The sequence below is a fragment of the Amycolatopsis sp. MtRt-6 genome (assembly GCF_017308975.1).
Lineage (GTDB): Bacteria > Actinomycetota > Actinomycetes > Mycobacteriales > Pseudonocardiaceae > Amycolatopsis.
This window is the reverse complement of sequence record NZ_JADWPD010000004.1, coordinates 328648-343965: the sequence shown is the minus strand read 5'-3', so window position 1 is coordinate 343965 and position 15318 is coordinate 328648. Positions and strand designations below refer to the sequence as shown.

The window sequence follows — 15318 nt, the reverse complement described above, 5'->3', positions numbered from 1 at the left end:
CCACATCCGGTTCCGCCCACACTGCGTATTCACAACGATCCGGTAAACTGGGCGCAGACGAGAGCACCTCGTATGCCGGCGTCCCGCCGGCTTCACTCTCGCACGGTGGCCCGAGGCCGATCGCCGGCAGGAGCGGCGACCCGCCCGGCCACCTCCCGACCGCTGACCGCCGGGTGTTCCCGCTCCCCGGCCTTCCGCGCCCGGCCCGGTCCGGCGCGGCGTAGACCTCGAATCGAGTAGTGCATGACCGCCTCCGTGAAGGCAGCCCGTCCGGCCCCGAAACCCGTGCTCTCCGGCAAGCAGACCATCCCCGAGCTGATCACCATCCGCACGTTCCTGCTGGTCCCGTTCGTGGCGCTGGCCGTCGCGGTCCCGGTGTTCTGGGGCTGGGGCATCAGCTGGGTCGACCTCGCGATCGGCGGCGCGTTCTTCGTGGTGTCGACGCTCGGGGTCACCGTCGGTTACCACCGCTACTTCACCCACGGCTCCTTCCGGGCGAAGCGGGCCCTGCGGATCGCACTGGCCGTGGCCGGCGGGCTCGCCGCGCAGGGCCCGGTGATCGGCTGGGTCGCCGACCACCGGCGGCACCACGCCTTCTCCGACCGGGACGGCGACCCGCACTCGCCGTGGCTGTTCGGCACGTCGCCGGTGGCGCTGGTCCGCGGCTTCTGGCACGCGCACATGGGCTGGCTCTTCGGCCGCGACAAGACCAACGTCGACCGGTTCGCCCCGGACCTGGCCGCCGACCGCGACCTACGCGTCGTCGACCGGCTCTTCCCGCTGTGGGTGGTGCTGAGCCTGCTGCTCCCGCCGCTGCTCGGCGGGCTGATCACGCTGTCGTGGTGGGGCGCGCTGACCGCGTTCCTCTGGGCGGGCCTGGCCCGCATCTCCTTCCAGCACCACGTGACGTGGTCGGTGAACTCGATCTGCCACATGATCGGCGAGCGCCCGTTCGCCAGCCGCGACCGCTCGGCGAACTTCTGGCCGCTGGCGCTGCTGTCGATGGGCGAGTCGTGGCACAACACCCACCACGCGGACCCGACGTCGGCCCGCCACGGCGTGCTGCGCGGCCAGCTCGACGTCTCGGCCCGGGTGATCTGGGTGTTCGAGAAGCTGGGCTGGGCGTGGAACGTCCGCTGGCCGACGGCGAAGCGGCTGGCGGCGCTGGCCCGCTGATGGACACCGTCGCCCTGACCTTCGACGACGGCCCGTACCCGGAGACGACCCCGGCGCTGCCGGCCGCGCTCGGCGGCACGCGGGCGACGTTCTTCCTGTGGGGCGAGCACGCCGAGGCGCACCCGGACCTGGTCCGGGCGATCGCCGCGGCCGGGCACGCGATCGGCAACCACACGTGGACGCACCCGCGGCTGACCACGCTGCCCGCGACCGGCCGCGACCGGGAGGTCCGGCGCACGCAGGACCTGCTGACGCGGCTGACCGGGATCCGGCCGTCGTTGTTCCGGCCGCCCTACGGCGACACGGACGCCTCGGTCGCGGCGACACTGGCCGCGCACGAGCTCACCGAGGTGCTGTGGAGCGTCGACACCCGCGACTGGGCCGGCTGTTCCGTCGGCGAGATCGTCGCCGCGGCCGGGGACGCGCAGCCGGGCGGCGTCGTGCTGATGCACGACGGCCGCCCGGCCACGGTGGAAGCGGTGCCCCGCATCCTCGCCGCGCTCACCGCGCGCGGGCTGCGTTCCGGTCCGGTCAGGGGTTGAGGCGGTAGTACGCCGGCTTCGGGCGCAGGTTCTCGTCGAACAGGCAGGCCGCGCCTTCACCGGGGAAGACGTCCGGGACCCACGAGTGCCGGTCGGTGAACCCCCACGTCGTGAACTCGACGCACTTGCGCACGGCGTGGCAGCCGTCCCACAGCTGCCCGAAGTACTCGGCCTGGGTCGCGAGCTTGGCCGGGTCGGGCGGCATCGGGATCCGGACGTCGGCCTCGGTGATCGCCGTTTCCACGCCGATCCTGGCGAAGCGGGCCAGGTTCTCGCGGTACTGACCCGGGAAGCCGTACTGGATCGACAGGTGCCCCTGGATGCCGACGCCGCTGATCGGCACGCCCTGCTTCCGCAGCGTCTTCACCAGGTTGTACACCGCGTCGCTCTTCGGGTTGATCCCTTCGATGTTGTAGTCGTTGATGTACAGCTTCGCGTGTGGGTCGGCCGCGTGCGCCCAGCGGAAGACGTCGGCGACGAAGCCCTCCCCGAGCTTCTGGTGGAAGACCGTGTCACGCCAGGTGCCGTCCTCGTCGAAGATCTCGTTGACGACGTCCCAGGCGCGGATCTTTCCCTTGTACCGCTTGACTTCCGTGGTGACGTGGTCGCGCAGGACCCGGCGGAGCTCGTCGGCGGGCAGCGCGCCGACCCAGTCCGGGAGCTGGGAGTGCCAGACCAGCGTGTGGCCGCGGACGGTCTTGTGGTGCTTCTGCGCGTACTGGACGATCGCGTCCGCACCCGACCAGTCGTACTGGCCGCGCACGGCTTCGATCGTGGCCCACTTCATCTCGTTCTCGGGGGTCACATTGTCGAATTCCCGGGTGAGCACCGCCCGGTAATCGGCTTCCGAGGTCAGGTAGGCCGCGGCGACCGCACTGCCGACGTAACGGTTCGTGGTGTATTGCAGCGGCAGTGAAGCCGGCGCCGCCGAAGCGGCCGGCGCCTGCCACGCGGCAATACCCACGAGGGCCGCAACCGTCGCAAGGACGCGTTTCTTAGGAATTCTTCCCGGCATCTTCATCCTCCACGTGACAATGGTGCTCCGAAACTTTCCAACCGTTTCAAATCAGGTTTCGATGACCTAGAATCTCCTTCATGACAACGAAGTCTGACGAGCTCGAGCCGACCGAGGCACGGGTGACCATCGCCCGGATCGCCGCCGAGACCGGTGTCTCCGTCCCGACAGTTTCGAAAGTGTTGAACGGCCGCCCCGACGTCGCCGAAAGCACCCGCGCCCGCGTCGAGGCCGTCATCGGGAAATACGGGTACCGGCGCCGCGCCGACGAACGATCCCGCCGTTCCCGGCTGCTGGAGCTGATGTTCCACGAACTCGAAAGCACGTGGGCCCTGGAAATCATCCGCGGGGTGGAGTGCGTGGCCCGCGAAAACGGAATGGCGGTCGTGCTGGCGGAATCGTCGGGCCGGCACACGCCCGGGCAGAGCTGGCTGGAGAGCGTCCTCGCCCGGCGGCCGGTGGGCATCGTTTCGGTGTGCTCGGACTTCACCGGCGGGCAGCTGGCGAAGCTCCGGGCCCGGGACATCCCGCTGGTCGTGGTCGACCCGGCCGGCGCGCCCGGGCCGGAGACGCCCTCGATCGGGGCCACGAACTGGCAGGGCGGGCTGACGGCCACCCGGCACCTCGTGGAGCTGGGCCACCGCCGGATCGCGATGATCGGCGGGCCCGAGGGAGTCCTGTGCAGCCGGGCCCGGATCGACGGCTACCGCACGGCGCTGGAGACGGCCGGGCTGGCGTTCGACCCGGCGCTGGTGCGCCGCGGCGACTTCCACGTCCGGGCCGGCTACCGCGAACTGGCTTCACTGCTCACCCTCCCCGACCGGCCGACGGCGGTGTTCGCCGGCAGCGACCTGCAGGCACTCGGCGTGTACGAGGCGGCCCGCGACGCGGGGCTGCGCATCCCGGACGACCTTTCGGTGGTGGGCTTCGACGACCTGCCGATCGCCCGCTGGCTGACCCCGGAGCTGACAACGGTCCGCCAGCCCCTGCAGGAGATGGCGGCGGCCGGCGCCCGGCTGGCGATTTCGCTGGCCCGCGGGGTGGATCCGGAGAGCCACCGCCTCGAGCTGGCGACGAGCCTGGTGGTCCGCCACAGCACGGCGGCGCCGGCCCACCGGGGCTACCGGGTGCTGACCGGCGGAGCGAGATAGGGCGGACCAGGGCTGATCCACGGCCGGCGGGCGCGGCGCCGGCGGTCGGTCAGCGGTTTCCGGACCCCGGAACTGTCGGTGGCCACCGGTAGAGTGGAAAACGGGGGGCGCCCCCGGCGGGCGGGTGCTCGGCAACCCTTCCCGCCGGCACGGACTCGGGTTGCGCCCCTTCGCTCCGCGCTCTCCGGCGAGTTCGCTCACCACGGTGACCGCAGGCGCTCCGGCGACCACGCCCACCACCCCCACCGCAGGCACTTCCGCAATCTCGCCCACCGCGGCCACCGCAGGCGCTCCCACAACCACACCCACCGCGGCCACCGCAGGCGCTCCCACAACCACACCCACCACGGTGACTCCCGCGAGCCCCCTCACCACGGCCGCCGCGTGCTCTCCGGCGGGCCCAGGTAGCTCGCCCGCAACCCTCCCGTGTCGACCACCAGCTTCTGCACGATCACCGCCGGGTCGACCATCCAGAACTTCAGCACGTGCGGGCCCGCCGCGCCGATCACGTGCCGGGTCGCCGTCAGGTTCACGTTGTCCGACGTCGTGCGCTCCCACTGGCGGTTCATGGACGTGTCGTCCGCGCCCGTCGCCTTCGTGATGTTCACGACCTGCGGCTCCGCGTCGTCGAACGACACCGCGTACCTCAGCCCGTCGCCCGCGAGCACGTTGCTGCGCGGGGACAGGTACGCCCACACTGTCACCGGTCCGGTCGTGAACAACGTCATCCGGTACTCCAGGCGCGGCCCCGCTCCCGGTGCGCGGCTCGCCGCCGTCACCGGGAACGGGGTCATCCCCGCGCCGGTCCGTCCGATGTCCGGGATGCGCCGCCAGGCGACGTCCGCGGCACGGATGTTCGCGCTGCAGTGCTCGGCCTCGATCGACACGTACCCGCCGGCCTCGACGAACCCGCGGGCCGGCAGCTCCGGCTTGCGCACCACGGCGTCCACCACGACCGAACTCCCCGTGCCCGACACCGTGATCGGCACCGTCGTGGTGCCCTTCGGGGCCCGGCTCCAGTCGATCCGGACGGTCATCCGCAGCTCCTCGGTGACCCGCCCGCCGCGGGGCTCGACCAGTACCCACGGCGCCCCCGGGGAAACAGTGCAGCGGAACGATTCCCGGCCGCGGTTGAAGACGTCGATGTACTGCGGTGGCGCGGTTTGGTACGGGCTGAACTCCGGCAACGCCGGCCGGCCCGCGGCGCCGGGCCACGCGTCCGGCGAGCCGTCGACGGCGACCCCCAGCGCGGCCGCGGCCGGCACGTCCACGCGGCGAACCGCCGGGAAGATCACGTCCGGCAGGGCCACGTTGTCCTTCTCCGGCTGCTGCCACGGCGCGTTCGGGCCGTAGCGCTCGACGTCGCCGTAGCCGATGTGCGGCTGGGTCTGGAACCCGTTCCACTTGCCGTTCGCGATGCCGGTGTTGTACTTCGCCGCCAGCGCGAGGTCGTCGGCGAAGCGGGCTTCGGTGACGGCGGCCAGGGCGTTCGCCGACGCCCGGCCCTGTGCCGCGTACAGCAGGTTCGTGAACTCGGCCCGTCGCAGCGCGTACAGGTTCGCCGTCGCCTGGGCCGCGTACTGCACCAGCTCGTAGAAGGCGTCGCGGTAGGCCGCCGGGAGCCGCGCCTCGATCTTCGCCACCCGTGCCCCGAGGTGCTGCCACTCCTGCGTGACCCGGTCCAGCTCGCCGTAGTTGACCAGGCTGAACGGTGTCATCTGATCGTCGTAGGTGATCGCGCCGGCGGCGTCCACCGTGATCCGGCGGTTGAGCAGCTCCGGCTTGCGGCGGGACTGCAGGCGCCCGTAGTCGTGCAGCACCGCGGCGACGTCGGACGCCAGCGCCGCGCCGAAGTTCTCCGCGGCGAACGAGCGCTCCCAGGTGGACAGTCGTTCGGCCGGCAGCGAGGCGGGGTCCCAGGCGTAGTCGAGGAAGAACTGCAGCGGCAGCTCGTTGCTCTTCATGTCCCCGACGTTGGCCACCCACAGCCGGTCGTTGCCGTAGGCGTAGGCCTGGTGCAGCTGTTCCCACGTGTTCGCGAGCAGCGCGGTGTCGACCCACTTGTAGTTGCGGCCGCCGCCGACGTAGTCGAAGTGGTAGTAGAGCCCGTACCCGCCGGGGTGCGGCGGCAGGGACAGGTCGGGCGTCTTGCGGATGTTGCCCCAGTTGTCGTCGGTGAACACGACGATGACGTCGTCGGGTGGGCGCAGGCCCTTGGCCCAGTACCGCTGGACTTCCTTGTACAGCGTCCAGACCTGCGGCACCGTGGTGAGGTCCCGGCCGGTTTCGCGGGCGAGGATCTCCCGTTCGGTGGCGATGATCTCCCGCATCAGCTCGATGCCGTCGCCGTCGGGCAGGCTGACGTCGCCGTTGCCGCGCATGCCGAGCGTGACGACGCCTTCGAAGTCCTCGCGGACCATCCGGCGGATCCCGTCGGTCCAGTAGGCCTTGATCGCCTCGCCGTTGCGGCGGAAGCTCCACTCCCCCGTGCCGCCGTACGGGTCGTGGCCCGGTGTGGTGATGTTCCCGGCCGCGTCCCGGACCGCGGGCACCGCGTGCCGGTTCCACTCCTCGATGCCCCGCATCATCGGCGCCTCGTGCGAGGTGCCCATGACGATCCCGTACTCCTTCGCCGTGGCGTGGTTGAGCGGGTCGTCCTCGGCGAACGCGCGTCCCCACACCGCCGGCCAGAGATAGTTGGCCCGCAGCCGCAGCATGGTCTCGAAGACCTTGGCGAAGAACAGGTGGTTGAAGCCGTTCGGGAAGCCCGGCGCCTTGCCGGGCCCGAAGTACGCGGGCGCCCAGGTGCCGAGCGCCGGGTTCTCGTCGTTGATGAAGAACCCGCGGTACTTCACGTGCGGGGTGCCGAGGCTGAACCGCTCCCCCGGCAGGTGCAGCTCCGCCCGCCGCCGCGGCGGCACGTCCGCCCACCAGTACCAGGGCGAGACGCCGATGCGCCGGGACACCTCGTAGACGCCGTAGATCACGCCGCGCTGGTCACTGCCGGTGAGCACCAGCCGGCCGTCGACGACCTGGCTCAGCGACGTCTCCCACTTCCCGGCGATCCCGGTGACGTCGAGCTTCCCGGCGGCGACCAGCTCGTCGACCAGCGGGCTGCGGCCGAGGGTGCCGACCACGACGACCGGCCCCCGCGCGGGAACGACGTCGAACGCCACCGCGGGCCGCACGCCCGTGACACGCTCGATGTCGGCGGCCAGGTCGCCCACGACCCGCCGGACGCCGGGGAAGTCGCCCGAGCCGACGACGATCGTCGCGGCCTTTCCCCGCGACACCAACGGGAAGCCCGTCCCGGCTTCGGCGAGGCCCGGCAGGGCTACGGATCCCGCGGCCCCGGCCACGGCGAGTAGTTGCAGGAAGGCACGGCGGTGTACCTCGGACGGCACGGCAGACCTCCTGAGTCAGCCCTTCACGGATCCGGTCAGCCCGCCGACGATGCGCCGTTCGGCGAGCACGAAGAACGCGAGCGCCGGGATCGCCGACAAGGCGGTGAACGCGAGCACGCGGGCGGTGTCCTGGGAGAACTGGGACTGGAACATGGCGACGCCGAGCGGGAGCGTGAAGTTCCCGGCGTCGTTGAACACCAGCAGCGGCAGCAGGTAGGCGTTCCAGCTGGTGACGAAGGCGAGCACGGCGACCGTGGTCAGCGCGGGCGCCGAGAGCGGCAGCAGGATCCGCCAGAAGAACCCGAGCCGGGTCGTGCCGTCGAGCACGGCCGCGTCCTCGAGCTCGCCCGGGATGGCGTGCATGAACGGGCGCAGGATCACGATGGTCACCGGCAGCGAGAACGCCGCCTCCGGGATCGCCACCCCCCAGAAGCTTTCGAGCAGGCCGAGCTGGCGCAGCCACAGGTACAGCGGCAGCGTCGCCACGCCGAGCGGGAACAGCAGGCCGAGGGTGAACAGCGTGTAGAACGCCTCCCGGCCCTTGAAGTGGTACCGCGAGAGCGCGTACCCGGCCATCGAACCGAACCCGACGGCGAGCGCCGTGGCGATCACCGCGATCAGCGCGCTGTTGCCGAGGAACGTCCAGAACGCGCTCGACCCGAGCACCGAGGCGTAGTTGTCGAACACCCACGGCCCCGGCAGCCCGGCCGGGTCGGAGTTGAGCTGCGCGTTGGTGCGGAACCCGCCGAGCGCCACGAACAGCAGCGGCACGACGGTCACGCCGACCACCACGATCGCCGCGAGGTAGCCCATCGACAGGCCGAACTTGCCCGAGCGCATCAGCCCACCATCCTGGTCAGGGCGCCCTGGGTGTCGCGGCGGAGCGCGAACCGCTGGTACAGCAGGGCGAACACGAAGCAGATGACGAACAGGATCACCGCCACGGCGGAGCCGAACCCGAACTCGTAGCGCTTGAAGCCGTGGTCGATCAGGTAGGTCGCCATCGTCGTCGAGGCGTTCGCCGGGCCGCCCTGGGTCATGATCCAGACGACGTCGAACAGCTGGAGCGAGCCGATCACCGACAGGAAGATCCAGATCCGGATGGTCGGCCCGAGCAGGGGCAGCACGACGTGGCGGGTGGTCTGCCACGCCGAAGCCCCGTCGAGCGCCGCGGCCTCGCGCAGTTCGGCAGGCACGCCCTGCAGCCCGGCGAGCAGCAGGATGATGCCGAACCCGATGTACTTCCAGGTGATCACCGCGAACAGCGTGTAGAGCACGATGCCCGGGTCGGCCAGCCAGTTGTGGACCAGCCCGCCGAGCCCGGCGCCCTTCAGCACCTGGTCGGCGAAGCCGCCCGGCTGCAGCATGAGCGCCCAGATGACGGCGGTGATCGCCTCGGAAAGGACGTAGGGGGCGAAGACGAAAGCGCGCAGCACCGCGCGGCCCCGCAGCTTCCGGTTGAGCAGCATCGCCAGGCCGATCGACAGCGGCAGCTGCACCACGATCGACAGCCCGGCGATGATCAGGTTGTGCACGATGGCACCCTGGAACACCTTGCCGTCGAGGGCGTCGGAGTAGTTCTTGAAGCCGACGAAGTCGTCCAGCGGGCCGAAGCCGTTCCAGTTGAAGACGCTGTAGAACGCCGCGATCCCGATCGGGACCAGGACGAACCCGAAGAACAGCAGCAGGGCCGGCCCGAGCAGCAGGGTCAGCTCGAGCCGCTTGCGCAGCCGGGGCCGGTGCTTGCGGGCGGTGACCGCCGGAGCGGACGGCCGCGCCGCCGTCCGCTCCGGGGTCGTCGCCGTGGTCACTTGTTGCCCGCCGCGGCCTGGTTGACGGCGGTGACGATGCCTTCGGGGGTGCCCTGGCCGGCGAACATGTTGGCCACCGCGTCGTTCAGCGCGGCGCCGACCGCCGTCGGGAACGCCCGGTCGAAGTACATCTGCAGGTACGGCGCCTTCGTGCCGTAGTCGTAGACCTGCCGAAGCACGTCGGTCTTCAGCGCCTTCGCGGACACGGCGTTCACGGGCAGGCCGGTCCCCTTCGCGGACAGCTCTGTCTGCACCGGCTCGCTGACCAGGTACTGCAGGAAGGCCGTGCAGGCCTTGAACGCGCGAGTGGTGCAGGCGTAGCCGTCACCGCCGCCGAGCACGGCGGCCGGGTCGCCCTGGCCACCCGCCACGGTCGGGAACGCGAACCAGCCGATCTTCGACTCGAGGTCCTTGTCCTCGGTCAGCGACGACATCGTGCCGGGCTCCCAGTCGCCCTGCAGCTCCATCGCCGCCTTGCCGTTGGCGACGAGGCCGGCGGAGCTGCCGGCGCCCTGCTGGGCGGGGGTGCCGGCGAACCCGGTCTGGAACGGTTCGGTGGCCAGGAAGTTCTTCAGGTCCTGCCCGGCCCTCGTCCAGCACGGGTCCTCGAGCTTGACCGCCTTCACCGACTGCTGGAGCACCGCGGTCGAGCATTCGCGGATGGCGAAGTAGTTGTAGTAGAAAGCATCGGGCCAGCGGTCCTTGCCGCCGACCGCGATCGGCGCGATGCCCTTGGCCTTCAGCGCCGTGACGGCGGCGTTCAGCTCGTCCATGGTCTTCGGCGGGGTGGTGATCCCCGCCTGCTGGAAGAGGTCCTTGCGGTACCAGAAGCCGACGAAGTGCTGCGTGAACGGCACGCCGTACTGCTTGCCGTCGACCTGCCACTTCTCGCCGAACTTGCCGGTGGCCTGTTCGATCCACGGCTTGGTGTCTTCGGTGATGTCGGCGACCTTGCCCGAGGTGATCTGCCCGGCCAGGTCGCCCGCGCCCCAGGACTGGTAGATGTCCGGCGGCTCCGCCGACTGCAGGGCGAGCGGGACCTTGGTGCTGAAGTCCTCGTTCTGCAGCGGCTGCGCCTTGATCGTGACCTCGGGGTGCGCCTTCTGGTAGTCGGCGACGACCTTCTCCCAGACCGTCTTGATCGGGTCGGTGGTGCCGTTGTGCCACCAGGTCAAGGTGACCGGGCCACTCGGCTGCGCGGGGGTTTCGCTCCCCCCGCTGCACGCGGCCAGCGCGAGCGGGACGACCGCCGCGAGGGCGGCGAGAACGGTGATGCGGCGTTTCACAAACATCGTGGGTCCACTCCTGACGACTTCGGCCGAGTTGGACGGGGCGGCACTCGCGCCCGGGTTGGCGAAGAGTCTGCTCCCGGGGCAAATGGGATGTCAATCGTTGTCGATAACGTTTTCTATGGCTAGTCTGAGCCGATGCAGCCCAGTTCCAGGGTGACCATCCGTGACGTCGCCGCCCGGGCCGGCGTCTCGGTGGCCACGGTTTCGAAGGTGATCAACGAGCGCTACGGCGTCTCCGCCGCGACGCTCGCGCGAGTCCGCGCCGTGATCGAAGAGCTCGGCTACGAAGCGAGCCTGGTGGCGCAAAGCCTGAGAAACCACCGGACGAACGTCATCGGCATCCTGGTCGCCGACCTCGAGCCGTTCTCGACCGAGCTGCTCAAGGGCGCGGCCGACGCCATCCGCGGCAGCGGCTTCGAACTCGTCGTCTACTCCGCCGGCGGGCGCACCGGAGACCCGGCGGGCTGGGAAAAGCGTTACCTGTCCCGGTTGAGCGGCACCCTCGTCGACGGCGCCGTGCTGGTCACCCCCGCCGTCTCCCTGGAAGCCGTGCCGGGCACGCCGGTCGTCGCGGTCGACCCGCACACCGGGCCGTCGCACCTGCCCACGATCGACTCCGACAACCTGCGCGGCGCGCAGCTGGCCACGGAACACCTCCTGGAGCTGGGGCACCGGCGGATCGCGTTCCTGACCGGCCGGCCCGACCTGCAGTCGGCCGAGCTGCGGAAAACGGGGTACCTGCGGGCGTTGACCGCCGCGGGCATCACGCCGGACGACGACCTGATCCGCAACGGCGCCTACGACCCGGAGGTCTCCGCGGCCTCGGCCCATTCCCTGCTGACCGGGCCGGACCGGCCGACGGCGGTGTTCGCCGCCAACGACATCTCGGCCATCGCGACCGTGGGCGCGGCCCGCGAGCTCGGGCTGACCGTGCCCGACGACCTTTCCGTGGTGGGCTTCGACAACGTGCCCGAGTCGGCGCTCTGCAGCCCGCCGCTGACCACAGTGGACCAGCCGATCCGCGAGATGGGGCACCGGGCGATCCGCATGCTCATCGCGCTGATCAACGGCGACGAGGTGGAGCGGACCCACGTCACGCTCGACACCGGCCTGGTGGTGCGGCACTCCACCCGCGCCCTCCCCTGAACCGTTTCCTCTTCCTCACTCCTCCCCAGACGAAGGGCGGACCAGCCTTGACCACGCAGCCCACCACGGCCGGAGAGCCGTGGCGCGACCCGGCGGCCGACCCGGGCGAACGCGTCCGCGCCCTGATGGCCCGGATGACCCTGCGCGAGAAGCTCGCCCAGCTCTACGGAGTCTGGGTCGGCATCGACTCCGGCGGCGAAATGGCGCCGCACCAGCACGATTTCGTCGACGCGGCAGTCGACTTCGACGACCTGGTCCGGCACGGCATCGGGCAGCTGACCCGCGCCTTCGGCACCCGGCCGGTCGACCCGGTGATCGGCGCGCACAGCCTCGCGCGCACCCAGCGGCAGATCGTCGCCAGCAGCCGGTTCGGGATTCCCGCCGTGGTGCACGAAGAATGCCTGACCGGGCTGGCCGCGTGGCAGGCGACGGTCTACCCGGCGCCGCTGTCGTGGGGCGCCACCTTCGACCCCGACCTCATCCGCCGGATGGCGGCGAAGATCGGGCGGACCATGCGCGAGCTCGGGGTGCACCAGGGCCTCGCGCCCGTCCTCGACGTGGCCCGCGACCTGCGCTGGGGGCGGGTCGAGGAAACCATCGGCGAGGACCCCTACCTGGTCGGCACGATCGGCAGCGCCTACGTCGCCGGCCTCGAGTCCTCGGGCGTGATCGCCACCCTGAAGCACTTCGTCGGGTACTCGGCTTCGCGTGCCGGGCGCAACCTGGCGCCGGTTTCGGCCGGCCCGCGCGAAATCGCCGACGTCCTGCTGCCGCCGTTCGAACTGGCGCTGCGGGCCGGCGCCCGGTCGGTGATGAACACCTACACCGACATCGACGGCGTGCCGGGCGCCGCGGACCCGACGCTGCTGACGGATCTGCTCCGGGACACCTACGGCTTCACCGGCACGGTCGTGTCCGACTACTTCTCCGTGGCGTTCCTGCACCGCCTGCACGGTGTCGCGGCCGACCGCGCCGACGCGGCCGGGCAGGCGCTCACCGCCGGCATCGACGTCGAGCTGCCGACCATGGACTGCTACGGCGAGCCGCTGCTCGCCGCGGTGGAAGGGGGCGCGGTCGATGCCGCCGCCGTCGACCGCGCCCTCGAGCGGGTGCTGCGCCAGAAGTGCGAGCTGGGCCTGCTCGACGCCGGCTGGGCGCCGGAGTTCCCCGAGGAGATCGACCTCGACGACGCCGAGTCCCGGGCGCTGGCCCGCGAGGTGGCCGAGCGGTCGATCGTGCTGCTGCACAACGACGGCACGCTTCCGCTCTCCCCCGGTGCCCGCGTCGCCGTCGTAGGGCCGCGCGCGGACACCCCCGGCGCGATGCTCGGCTGCTACTCGTTCCCGCTGCACGTCGGCGTCCACCACCCCGACGTCCCGTTCGGCGTCTCGGTGCCGACCGTGCTCGAGGCACTGGGCTCGGTCTTCGACACGACCTACGCCCTGGGCTGCCCGGTCACCGGCGGAGACGACGAAGGAATCGCGCAGGCCGTCGCGGCCTGCGCGGACGCGTCGGTCTGCGTGGCCGTGCTGGGCGACCGGGCCGGGCTGTTCGGCGGCGGCACGTCCGGCGAAGGCTGCGACGCGGCCGACCTGCGGCTGCCGGGCCGCCAGGAGGAGCTCCTGGACGCCCTGCTGGACACGGGCAAGCCGGTGGTGCTCGTGCTGCTCTCGGGACGGCCGTACGAGCTGTCCCGCCAGCTCCCCCGGCTGGCCGCCGTGGTGAGCGGGTTCTACCCCGGGGAGGAAGGCGCCGGCGCGCTGGCCGGTGTCCTCAGCGGCCGGATCAACCCGGCCGGCCGGCTGCCGGTGAGCTTCCCGGCGGCCGGGGCGAGCCAGCCGTCGACGTACCTGGCCGCGCCGCTCGGCCGCCACAGCGAGGTGTCCACAGTGGATCCTTCGCCGCTGTTCCCGTTCGGGCACGGGCTGTCCTACCGGCCGGTGACCTGGCTGGACGTCAGTGCGACCGGCTCGCTCTGGCCGACCGACGGCGTCTGCCGGGTGCGCGTGACGCTGCGCAACGACCATCAGCTCGAGGCGTCGGAGGTCGTCCAGGTCTACCTGCACGACCCGGTGGCCGAGGTGGCGCGGCCGGAACGCCAGCTCATCGCGGCACGCCGGGTGTCCGTGGCGCCGGGCGAAACGTGCGTCCTGGAGATCGCCCTGCACGCGGACCTGACCTCCTACACCGGCCGCGCCGGGCACCGCCGGGTCGACCCCGGCGACGTCGAGCTGCGCGTGGGGACCTCGAGTGAACAGATCGTCACGACCCTGCACTGCACGCTGACCGGGCCGGGCCGCGTCGTCGGCCACGACCGGGTCCTGACCCCGGAGTTCTCGTCGTGAGACAACGCCCTCTGGTCGTCTTCGTCCTGGCCGTGCTGGCTTTTCTCTTCGTGGGCGCGTCCGCCCGTCCCGCGCCTTCGCACTGGGTGGCGACGTGGACGTCGATGCCCCAGCTGACCGAGCCGGGCAACATGCCGCCGGCGCCCTTCACCGGCCCCGACCGGGTGCTCGACAACGCGACCCTGCGCCAGACGGCGCAGGTGACCGTCGGCGGCCCGCGGATCCGGCTGCGGTTTTCCAACGCCTTCGGCGGGGCCCCGCTGCCGCTGACCGCGGTGTCGGTGGCGCGCCCGGTGTCCGGCGCGGCCGGCGTCTCCGGCGTGGTTCCGGGCAGCGTCCTCCCGGTGACGTTCCACGGCAAGCCGTCGACGACGGTCCCGCAGGGCGCGCAGGTGGTGTCGGACCCGCTGCCCTTCCCGGTGCGGTCCCTGGAAAACATTTCGGTGACGGCGTACTTGGCGAACGGCCAGGCCTCGACGTCGATCACCTCGCACCCGGGTTCGCGCACGACGTCGTACCTCCTGTCCGGCAACCACGTTTCCGCGCCCGAGTTGCCGGGCGCGACCCCGGTCGACCACTGGTACTTCCTCAGCGGCGTCGAGGTGCTGTCCCCGGCGTCCGCGGTCGCGGTGATCGGCGACTCCATCTCCGATGGCCGCGGCTCGACGACCAACGGCAACGACCGCTGGCCGAACGTGCTGGCTTCGCGGCTGCACGGCGTGTCCGTGGTGAACCAGGCGGCGGGCGGCAACCGCGTCCTGCAGGACGGCCTCGGCCCGAACGTGCTGGCCCGCTTGGACCGCGACCTGCTGGCCACGAGCGGCGTTTCGTGGGCGATCGTGTTCGAGGGCGTCAACGACATCGGCACGGCCACCCCGGCGGCCGCCGCGGACGTGGCGGCCCAGCTGATCGACGCGTACGACCAGATCATCACCCGCGCGCACGCCCAAGACATCCGCGTGTACGGCGCGACGATCACCCCGTTCGGCGGCAACACCGGCTACGACAACCCGCTGCGGGAAGAAGCGCGCCAGAAGGTCAACGCGTGGATCCGCGAGCCGGGCCACTTCGACGCGCTCCTGGACTTCGACAAGGTGGTCCGTGACCCGGCGGCGCCGTCTCAGCTGCTGCCGGCCTACGACGTGGGCGACCACCTGCACCTCAACCCGGCGGGATATCGGGCGATCGGGTCGAGCGTTCCGCCGTGGCTTTTCCGGAACGACTGACAGGAATCGTCAAGCGTCAAAAAGAAGACAATTACCGGACGTGGTTTCCGCAGTGATCACCGACCGCCGAACGCGGCCTGACGGACGGTGATCGGCCGGATATCTGTTGGGACACAAGCGAGTCTCGAAGGCGGGGGCCCGTGACGCGGGTCACGGGCCGTCCCCTAACATGTCGCCGTCTGCTGTCCCCACAGGTAGTCGTCGCTCCCG

The 15318-nt window shown here is 71.3% G+C and carries 11 protein-coding genes; 6 read left to right on the top strand and 5 right to left on the bottom strand.

Annotated features, from left to right (window positions below):
• Positions 1-243: 243 nt before the first annotated feature.
• On the top strand, positions 244-1176 hold the full coding sequence (locus I4Q55_RS10225) for an acyl-CoA desaturase (RefSeq protein WP_206786184.1): 933 nt from the start codon (positions 244-246) through the stop codon (positions 1174-1176).
• On the top strand, positions 1176-1718 hold the full coding sequence (locus tag I4Q55_RS10220) for a polysaccharide deacetylase family protein (RefSeq protein WP_206786182.1): 543 nt from the start codon (positions 1176-1178) through the stop codon (positions 1716-1718). Before I4Q55_RS10225 ends, I4Q55_RS10220 begins: the two co-directional genes overlap by 1 nt.
• Here I4Q55_RS10220 and I4Q55_RS10215 read toward each other — a convergent pair.
• The gene (locus tag I4Q55_RS10215) at positions 1708-2682 is read right to left on the bottom strand and encodes an endo-1,4-beta-xylanase (protein ID WP_307793170.1); all 975 of its coding nucleotides are present in this window, start codon (positions 2680-2682) and stop codon (positions 1708-1710) included. The two genes, I4Q55_RS10220 and I4Q55_RS10215, sit on opposite strands and share 11 nt — an antisense overlap.
• A 131-nt stretch (positions 2683-2813) precedes the next feature.
• Between I4Q55_RS10215 and I4Q55_RS10210 the strand changes: the two genes are divergently transcribed.
• On the top strand, positions 2814-3884 hold the full coding sequence (locus I4Q55_RS10210) for a LacI family DNA-binding transcriptional regulator (protein ID WP_206786179.1): 1071 nt from the start codon (positions 2814-2816) through the stop codon (positions 3882-3884).
• Between the two features lie 368 nt (positions 3885-4252).
• On the opposite strand, the gene I4Q55_RS10205 is transcribed toward I4Q55_RS10210, so the two are convergent.
• From I4Q55_RS10205 to I4Q55_RS10190, 4 genes are read right to left on the bottom strand one after another with little or no spacing between them, the layout of a single operon-like run.
• Positions 4253-7288, bottom strand: coding sequence for a glycosyl hydrolase 115 family protein (locus I4Q55_RS10205; protein ID WP_206786177.1), 3036 nt, complete (start codon positions 7286-7288; stop codon positions 4253-4255).
• A 15-nt stretch (positions 7289-7303) separates the two neighbouring features.
• A complete protein-coding gene (locus I4Q55_RS10200) occupies positions 7304-8128 on the bottom strand; it encodes a carbohydrate ABC transporter permease (protein WP_206786174.1) in 825 nt (274 codons plus the stop codon).
• Positions 8128-9099, bottom strand: coding sequence for a carbohydrate ABC transporter permease (locus I4Q55_RS10195; RefSeq protein ID WP_206786172.1), 972 nt, complete (start codon positions 9097-9099; stop codon positions 8128-8130). Before I4Q55_RS10195 ends, I4Q55_RS10200 begins: the two co-directional genes overlap by 1 nt.
• On the bottom strand, positions 9096-10391 hold the full coding sequence (locus tag I4Q55_RS10190; protein ID WP_206786169.1) for an extracellular solute-binding protein: 1296 nt from the start codon (positions 10389-10391) through the stop codon (positions 9096-9098). Before I4Q55_RS10190 ends, I4Q55_RS10195 begins: the two co-directional genes overlap by 4 nt.
• 135 nt (positions 10392-10526) lie before the next feature.
• Here I4Q55_RS10190 and I4Q55_RS10185 point away from each other — a divergent pair, with 135 nt between their 5' ends.
• The 3 genes from I4Q55_RS10185 to I4Q55_RS10175 are packed head-to-tail and all read left to right on the top strand — an operon-like array spanning position 10527 to position 15108.
• The gene (locus I4Q55_RS10185) at positions 10527-11537 is read left to right on the top strand and encodes a LacI family DNA-binding transcriptional regulator (RefSeq protein WP_242545631.1); all 1011 of its coding nucleotides are present in this window, start codon (positions 10527-10529) and stop codon (positions 11535-11537) included.
• Positions 11538-11584: 47 nt separating this feature from the next.
• Positions 11585-13882, top strand: a complete 2298-nt coding sequence (locus I4Q55_RS10180; RefSeq protein WP_206786160.1) for a beta-glucosidase — start codon at positions 11585-11587, stop codon at positions 13880-13882.
• On the top strand, positions 13879-15108 hold the full coding sequence (locus I4Q55_RS10175) for an SGNH/GDSL hydrolase family protein (RefSeq protein WP_206786151.1): 1230 nt from the start codon (positions 13879-13881) through the stop codon (positions 15106-15108). The genes I4Q55_RS10180 and I4Q55_RS10175 overlap by 4 nt, the downstream gene beginning before the upstream one ends.
• Positions 15109-15318: the final 210 nt, after the last annotated feature.

Coding starts and splice junctions, on each gene's coding strand:
- I4Q55_RS10210 (WP_206786179.1), top strand. CDS start 2,814: ATGACAACGAAGTCTGACGAGCTCGAGCCGACCGAGGCACGGGTGACC.
- I4Q55_RS10190 (WP_206786169.1), bottom strand. CDS start 10,391: ATGTTTGTGAAACGCCGCATCACCGTTCTCGCCGCCCTCGCGGCGGTC.
- I4Q55_RS10200 (WP_206786174.1), bottom strand. CDS start 8,128: ATGCGCTCGGGCAAGTTCGGCCTGTCGATGGGCTACCTCGCGGCGATC.
- I4Q55_RS10225 (WP_206786184.1), top strand. CDS start 244: ATGACCGCCTCCGTGAAGGCAGCCCGTCCGGCCCCGAAACCCGTGCTC.
- I4Q55_RS10220 (WP_206786182.1), top strand. CDS start 1,176: ATGGACACCGTCGCCCTGACCTTCGACGACGGCCCGTACCCGGAGACG.
- I4Q55_RS10185 (WP_242545631.1), top strand. CDS start 10,527: ATGCAGCCCAGTTCCAGGGTGACCATCCGTGACGTCGCCGCCCGGGCC.